This window comes from Marinimicrobium sp. UBA4209 (genome assembly GCF_002381585.1).
GTDB classification, from domain to species: Bacteria; Pseudomonadota; Gammaproteobacteria; order Pseudomonadales; family Cellvibrionaceae; genus Marinimicrobium; species Marinimicrobium koreense.
Window position 1 is genome coordinate 42,148 of the sequence record NZ_DFTP01000046.1, and the last position, 415, is coordinate 42,562.

The 415-nt window shown below is 61.4% G+C and carries 1 pseudogene; it reads left to right on the plus strand.

The window, feature by feature from the left end:
- Window positions 1-415: pseudogene (locus B3187_RS06540) on the plus strand (periplasmic nitrate reductase subunit alpha); the annotation flags it as partial.

Below are 415 nucleotides of genomic sequence, written 5' to 3' on the forward strand. Positions count from 1 at the left end.
CGACGCACCCAGTTCTGGCACCAACTGGTACCACCGCCCGGCGATGCCCGCTCTGACCTCTGGCAGTTGATGGAAGTCTCCCGGCGCATCAAAACCGATGACGTCTGGCCAACGGAGCTGCTCGACAAAGCCAGCGATCTCAAAGGCAAAACGCTGTTCGATGTGCTCTTTGCCAACGGCCAGGTCAACCAATTCAGCAACGATGACCGCGCCGAAGGTTACGACAACTATGAGTCCGAGGCCTTCGGCTTTTATGTGCAGAAAGGCCTGTTCGAAGAGTACGCTCGCTTTGGGCGCGGCAAGGCCCACGACCTGGCCAATTTCGATCGGTACCACGAGGAGCGGGGCCTGCGCTGGCCTGTGGTGGACGGCAAGGAGACCCGGTGGCGCTTCCGCGAGGGCCACGACCCCTACG